The organism is Arthrobacter wenxiniae (assembly GCF_013376105.1).
Classification (GTDB): domain Bacteria; phylum Actinomycetota; class Actinomycetes; order Actinomycetales; family Micrococcaceae; genus Specibacter; species Specibacter wenxiniae.
In genome coordinates this window covers 74,530-81,518 of the sequence record NZ_JAAMFM010000018.1, presented here as the reverse complement: position 1 = coordinate 81,518, position 6,989 = coordinate 74,530, and the positions used below count along the sequence as shown (strand labels likewise).

Annotated in this window: 6 protein-coding genes; 5 read left to right on the top strand and 1 reads right to left on the bottom strand. The window is 65.7% G+C overall.

The genetic code is table 11. The features are described from left to right. Window positions 1-367: 367 nt before the first annotated feature. Window positions 368-1,090 (bottom strand): DUF6318 family protein, encoded by a 723-nt coding sequence (locus G6034_RS20165; RefSeq protein WP_281375473.1) that lies wholly within the window; start codon window positions 1,088-1,090, stop codon window positions 368-370. Window positions 1,091-1,511: 421 nt separating this feature from the next. Here G6034_RS20165 and G6034_RS12420 point away from each other — a divergent pair, with 421 nt between their 5' ends. The 5 genes from G6034_RS12420 (at window position 1,512) to guaA (ending at window position 6,911) form a co-directional block, all read left to right on the top strand. Next, window positions 1,512-3,251 carry a glycerol-3-phosphate dehydrogenase/oxidase gene (locus G6034_RS12420; protein WP_176635422.1) on the top strand — a complete coding sequence of 580 codons (1,740 nt, stop codon included), beginning with the start codon at window positions 1,512-1,514 and terminating at the stop codon, window positions 3,249-3,251. A 20-nt stretch (window positions 3,252-3,271) separates the two neighbouring features. Continuing rightward, entirely contained in the window at window positions 3,272-3,763 is a 492-nt protein-coding gene (locus tag G6034_RS12415) for a PTS sugar transporter subunit IIA (RefSeq protein WP_218063872.1), read from the top strand. A 105-nt stretch (window positions 3,764-3,868) separates the two neighbouring features. Further along, window positions 3,869-4,702 (top strand): SURF1 family cytochrome oxidase biogenesis protein, encoded by an 834-nt coding sequence (locus tag G6034_RS12410; protein WP_176635421.1) that lies wholly within the window; start codon window positions 3,869-3,871, stop codon window positions 4,700-4,702. Continuing rightward, window positions 4,699-5,211: a DUF3817 domain-containing protein gene (locus tag G6034_RS12405; RefSeq protein ID WP_176635420.1), complete on the top strand. Its 513-nt coding sequence runs from the start codon at window positions 4,699-4,701 to the stop codon at window positions 5,209-5,211. Before G6034_RS12410 ends, G6034_RS12405 begins: the two co-directional genes overlap by 4 nt. Window positions 5,212-5,321: 110 nt before the next feature. After that, entirely contained in the window at window positions 5,322-6,911 is a 1,590-nt protein-coding gene (gene guaA / locus G6034_RS12400) for a glutamine-hydrolyzing GMP synthase (protein WP_176635419.1), read from the top strand. Window positions 6,912-6,989: the final 78 nt, after the last annotated feature.

The following is a 6,989-nucleotide window of genomic DNA, read 5'->3' as shown; positions in this document are numbered from 1 at the left end:
GGGGCCGGAGTCGAATACCCAAACAGGATTCGCTAGGATCCTCAACGAGTGGTACCAGTAGACGGCAGTTCCCTCTGTGGCTTGCTTGCATTCTGGCAGGTTGGCTGAACATGCTGGATACATGGACTGATCGGCGGCCATGCAGGCGAGTTTGTACTTGTAGATATAGGGGTCGACGGGCCCGGCAGACGGCAGTTGCCCCCAATGGTCCGATTCTCCGGGCAGCTGTTGCCAAACCAATGATTCGGTGCCCGAATCGTTCCATGTGACGTGGTCTGGACTCCCGGCCACGCTTGGCATGCACGGTAGGAATTGGGTTGCAAGCATCGCAAATATTGCGGCTGTCCCCAAACGCCGGAGCTTCATCTCAGTTTCCCTTGCTACCCTGCAAATGCTCCACGGTCTTGGCGATCCAATGGCCATTGACATAGTGAGTGACAACTATGTCTGCAATGGATGTTGTCACACCCATGTCTTCGGAGAGACTCGTGTCGGCGTTGTAGTACTTCACGTTCTCCTGCCGAACCATGGTTATGGTCTGATAGCTGCCATCGGGTGCCGGGGCGATGTTTCCAGTCACACTCTGGACGACCATTCGGCCGCCCACGATCCATTTGCCGCCGGCATGTTCATTTTGCACGGCTTTCTTCATTGCTGCACATGTTTGGCAAGCGGGATCACTGATGGCCATCATTGGCGCGGAGTCGCCGGTTTCAAAGGCGTAGCCGAGGGTGGAGTACCAGTAGGTGGCGAAGGCCTCGAGTCCGGCCTTGGAGAATTCCTTGGCCTTGGCGGGCAGGACGGGCACGGGGACGTTTTGGGCGGGGCCGGAGGCGGTGGCGGGTTTGTAGACCGCGGTGGGGGACGGTGCGTCCGAGGTCGTGGCCGGCGCCGCGGTGGAAGCCGTCGCCGTGGCCGGGCCGGTGGCGGCGGTGGGCGGGGCATCCGTTGGGGTGCATCCCGTCAGGGCGAGTCCAGCCACAATGGCCAGGCCCGCGACGGCTACGAAGTGGTGCCGCTGACGCCATCGTCCGCGGTGGCTGCGTGCGCGGTCGGGTTGTGGTTGTGAATGCGTCCTGCTGGTCGTCATGGGAGCCCCCGGCGAACATTGTGGAGGGGATCCATCGTGACTGGAGCCCCATTTCAGCTAGACAACAAGCTACCCCAGATGTGTGATCCCGGCCACAACTTATCCACAAGCCGGCCCGCCCGCGGGCCTCGATGATGGCGGGGCCCACCCGCACCGTCTTGTCGGCGCGAAGGCGGGGTGCCCCTCTTTCGAGAGCGTCGGGCGAAACCGCCCCGGTTGCAACCGAGTGTCGGGCGAAACCGCCCCGGTTGCAACCGAGCGTCGGGCGAAACCGCCCCGGTTGCAACCGAGCGTCGGGTCAAACCGCCCCGGTTGCAACCGAGCGTCGGTGGACGGGGCAGCCATTGGCACCCCTGCCTTTCTCGGCGGCAACCGCGTATGGTTTTTGATACCAGCTAGTCGTATCTCCAGGAGGTCCGAAATGTCTGTTTCACCCCACCCCACCGGCAATTTGGGCCCGGCCGCGCGAGAGGCAAACCTCACGGCCTTGAAGGCCACGTCTGAACCGGGCAAGGAGTTGGACATACTCATTGTGGGCGGTGGCGTGGTTGGTGCCGGGGCGGCCCTGGACGCGGTCACCCGGGGGCTGACGGTCGGCCTGGTGGAGGCAAACGACTGGGCCGCGGGAACGTCGTCGAGGTCCTCGAAGCTGATTCACGGCGGACTGCGCTACCTGGAAATGCTTGACTTTGCGCTGGTTCAGGAGGCCCTGCAGGAGCGCGGGCTGCTCATCCAGCGGATTGCCCCGCACCTGGTGCGCCCGGTCCCCTTCCTCTATCCGCTCACCAAGCGGTTCGTCGAGCGTCCCTATGTCGGGGCGGGGATACTTCTGTACGACACCCTGGGCCTGACCAGCGGCAACAGCCGCGGCGTCCCGATGCACAAGCACCTGAGCCGGAGGGGAACACTGAGGGCGGCGCCCAGCTTGAAGGATGACGCCATGATCGGCTCCATCCGCTACTACGACGCGCAGGTGGACGATGCCCGCCTGGTGGCCAACGTCATCCGCACGGCCGCCAGCTACGGCGCCCACACGGTGAACCAGACCAAGGTGGTCGACTTCCTGCGCGAAGGCGAGCGCGTGGTCGGGGCAAAGGTCCAGAACCTGGAGGACGGCGAGGAATTTGAGATCCGCGCCAAGCAGGTCATCAACGCCACCGGGGTCTGGACGGACGAAACCCAGGCCATGGTCACGGACCGCGGCCAGCTGAAGGTGCGCGCGTCCAAGGGCATCCACCTGGTGGTCCCGCGCGACCGGTTCCAGTCCACGGTGGGACTGATCCTGCGCACCGAAAAGTCCGTCCTCTTCGTCATACCGTGGGGCAGGCACTGGATCATCGGCACCACCGACACCGACTGGAAGCTGGACAAGGCCCACCCGGCCGCGTCGAGCCAGGACATCGACTACGTGCTCGAGCATGTCAACAAGGTCCTCAAGCGGCCGCTGACCCGGGAGGACGTGGAAGGCGTCTACGCCGGGCTCCGTCCCCTGCTGGCGGGGGAGAACGACTCGACGGCCAAGCTCTCCCGGGAACACGTCGTGGCACATCCAGTGCCCGGGCTGGTGGTGGTGGCCGGCGGCAAGTTCACCACCTACCGGGTCATGGGCAAGGACGCCGTGGACGAGGCCGGCAGGGCCCTCGATGAAAAGGTCCCCGACAGTTGCACGGAAACCATCCCGCTGCTGGGCGCCAGCGGGTACAAGGCCGCCTGGAACCGCCGGAACCGCACGGCCGAGGAGTCCGGCGTCCATGTGGTGCGCGTCGAACACCTGCTCAACCGGTACGGCTCCATGGCGCAGGACGTCCTGGACCTGATGGCCGGGAATCCCAAGCTGGCCGAGCCGCTGCCTGGCGCCGACGACTATCTGGGCGCCGAAGTGGTGTACGCGACAACGCATGAAGGCGCCCTGCACCTCAACGACGTGCTGACACGCCGGACCAGGATCTCCATTGAGGCGTGGGACCGGGGGGTGTCGGCCGCTCCCGTCGCCGCTAGACTGATGGGGGATGTTTTGGGATGGAGCCAGACCCAGGTGGACAACGAAGTGGCCCACTACCTGGCCCGGGTTGAGGCCGAACGGCTCAGCCAGCAGCAGCCCGACGACGTCACGGCGGACGCGGCACGGCTGGGCGCCCCCGGAATCGTCCCGCTGAAGTAGGGCAGCGACGAAAGGTACTGATGATAAACGGTTCACTTGAGCGGTATGAGACCGAGCTCACCAACCCCGGCCTCGTGATTTTGGAGCTTGAGGCCGAATCGAGGGAAGATGCCGCGGCGCAGCTGGCCGCGAAGCTCTTTGAACAAGGCAGGGTCAGCGACCTTGCAGGCTTCCTGCGCCACGTCAACGCCCACGAACACCAGATGGCGACGGGCCTGCCCGGAGGCATCGGCCTGCCACACGCCCGCAGCGACTACGTCACGCAGACGTCCATCGCCGTCGGCATCACCAAATTCGGCCACAGCCTGGACTTCGGCGCCGTGGACGGCCCCGCCACGGTGATCCTGCTCATCGCCACCCCGGCGAGTTCCTTCTCCGAGCACCTGGAGGTCCTGGCCACGCTGGCCCGCAGCCTCTTCAAGGAGAACTTCCGCGAATCCCTGCGCCGCGCCCACGACAAAGAGGTCATTGCCGAGCTCATCAATTCCAGCCTGGTCTTCTTTGACCACTAGAAGTACGACGCCGGAACGTCCAGTGGCGCCGCCCGCCCGCCTGCGCCGCCCCGTCACCCCGCGGCGCATTCGTTGTTCTACACGCCTACGAAGTACCGTTGTAGTGTGTTAAAAACCGCCGTCAAGCCCAAATGGATTGCAGCCCTGGTCTTTGCCCTGGCCGTCGCTGCCGTCTTTGTCCTGCTGAGCCAATGGCAGTTTTCCCGGTCCACGCAAACCGACGTTGCCCCGCCCAGCGTGACGGAGAAGATCCAGCCGCTGCTTCAAACGCTCCGGCCCGGCCAGCCGCTGCTCGGCAGCCAGGAAGGCCAGCTGGTCACCGCGACGGGGCACTTCGACGCGGCCAGGCAGGTGGTGGTGCAGTCCCGGATGCAGGACGGCAGGGTCGGCTTCTGGGTGGTCACCGCGTTCGTGGTGGACGGTGCACCGAAACTTAAGGGACAGGCGGCCACCGACGAAGTGGTCATTCCCGTGGCCCGCGGCTGGGTCCCCGACGCGGCGGCGGCGAAGCCCCCGCCGCCGGGAACCGTGGAGCTCGAGGGCCGGCTGCTCAACTCCGAGGGCCCCATCCTGTCCAAAAACCTGCCGGCCGGGCAGGTCAGCGCACTGTCCTCGGCGGAGCTGACAAACCTTTGGCAGACCTCCACCTACGCGGCGTTCGTGGTGTCCTACCAGGAGCAGTCGGGCGGGGCCGAGGTGGGCGCCGCCGCCAGCCATGGAGAGCTGGTCCGCATCACCGTGACGGCGACGGACCAAAACGGCAAGGTCAACTGGCTGAACATCTTTTACGCCATCGAGTGGGTGGTGTTCGCCGGCTTTGCCGTGTTCCTGTGGTGGCGCCTGGTGGCCGACGACTACCGCCGCGAACAAGACGAGCTCTTCGACGTCCACCACGGCGATGAGGCATTGGAACCAGACTTAGGAGAGTCAGCACAGTGAGCGAAACAAACCCGGCCCAGCCCAACGACACCCCGGCAGGAAGTGGCGTCCCGACGGCGGCAGCCAAGCGCAGATTCGGGGGCACGCCCGCCCAGATCCTCGGCGCGCTGAAGTTTTACAAGGTCCTGGCCTACGCCACCGGCACCATGCTGCTGCTGCTGTGCATCGAACTGATTGTCCGCTACGGCTTCCACAGTGTCCTGATGGCGGGTGGCACGAACTCCGTGACGGGCGCCTCGCACGGCTTCGGCTTTGTGGGGTCCGACGGCGTCGTCACCGGGGGCGTGAACGTCTCCACCCTGGTGCTCATTGTGCACGGCTGGATGTACGTGGTGTACCTGATTGCGGATTTCCGCCTGTGGTCGCTGATGCGCTGGCAGTTCGGCCGGCTGGTCCTCATCGCCCTGGGCGGCGTGGTCCCGTTCCTGTCCTTCATTGTCGAGGGCCGGATCCACAAGGAAGTCCTGGCCGAGGTGGCGGCTAACCCCAAGGCCGGGAAGCGGTACTAACCGTCCGCCTGAGGGCGCCGTGTCCCCGGTGGGCTGCCGCGCATGAGTGCCCCGTCACTCGGCCGGCCCCCGCGGGCGGGCAGGCGGATGGCGTGGGTTAAGATTGAACCGTGACTAATCCCGCTACGGCCCAGACTTCCCAGAAGCCCGTCCTGGTTGTGGACTACGGAGCCCAGTACGCCCAGTTGATTGCGCGCCGCGTGCGTGAGGCCAATGTGTACTCGGAAATCGTGCCGCATACCCATACAACTGAGCAGTTGCTGGCAAAAAACCCGGCTGCCATCATCCTCTCCGGGGGACCCGCCAGCGTGTACGCCGACGGTGCGCCCAGCGTTGGCGCAGACTTGTTCGAAGCCGGCGTCCCGGTCCTGGGCATCTGCTATGGCTTCCAGGCCATGGCAGCTGCCCTGGGCGGCGCGGTCGCCAAGACGGGCGCGCGCGAATACGGCGCCACCCATGTGACCCTCGCCGGCGAAGGCCGGTCCATCCTCGCCTCCACGCCCGCGTCGCTCAACGCGTGGATGAGCCATGGCGACAGCGTCCTGGAGGCCCCTGCCGGCTTTGACGTGCTCGCCTCCTCGGCCGGCGCCCCCGTGGCCGCCTTCGCCAACGAGGAGAAGTGCCTCTTTGGGGTCCAGTGGCACCCCGAGGTCAAGCACTCCGAGTTCGGCCAAAAGGTGCTGGAAAACTTCCTTTTCAACGCCGCCAAGGTGGAACGGAACTGGACCACCGGAAACATCCTCGACGAGCAGGTTGAGCGGATCCGGGAACAGATCGGCGACGCGAAGGTCATCTGCGGGCTCTCCGGCGGCGTCGATTCCGCCGTGGCCGCCGCACTCGTGCAGCGCGCCGTGGGCGAGCAGCTCACCTGCGTCTTTGTGAACCACGGACTGCTCCGCCAGGGCGAGGCCGAACAGGTCGAACGCGATTTTGTGGCGGCCACCGGTGCCAGGCTCTACGTCGCCAATGAACAAGACCGCTTCCTGAACGCGCTGTCCGGCGTGTCCGACCCGGAAACCAAGCGCAAGATCATCGGCCGCGAATTCATCCGCGCCTTCGAGGAAGCCGAGCGGGCCATCATGGCCGAGGCTGCCTCCGAGGGAGAAGAGATCAAGTTCCTGGTCCAGGGCACCCTGTACCCCGACGTCGTCGAATCCGGCGGCGGCGAAGGCGCCGCGAACATCAAGAGCCACCACAACGTCGGGGGCCTGCCGGAAGACCTGCGCTTTGAACTCGTGGAGCCGCTGCGCGCCCTGTTCAAGGACGAGGTCCGTGCCGTCGGCGCCCAGTTGGGCCTGCCCGCGGAGATCGTCGGCCGCCAGCCGTTCCCCGGCCCCGGCCTGGGCATCCGGATCGTCGGTGAAATTACCGGCGACCGCCTCGATCTGCTGCGCAAGGCCGACGCCATTGCCCGTGCCGAGCTGACCGCGGCTGGCCTCGACAACGACGTGTGGCAGATGCCCGTAGTCCTGCTGGCCGATGTCCGCAGCGTCGGCGTCATGGGCGACGGCAGGACGTACGGCCACCCGATCGTGCTGCGCCCCGTCTCCTCCGAAGACGCCATGACGGCCGATTGGTCGCGCCTGCCATACGATCTGCTGGCGCGGATTTCCAACAGAATCACCAACGAGGTGGAGGGCGTCAACCGGGTGGTCCTGGACGTGACGTCCAAGCCGCCGGGAACCATTGAGTGGGAGTAATCGCCCTAACCGAACGCCGGAGGCGGTCCGATAGTCCCTTTGAGGGCCTAATTTGGCTTCCCCCAGTGTGCCGGACGG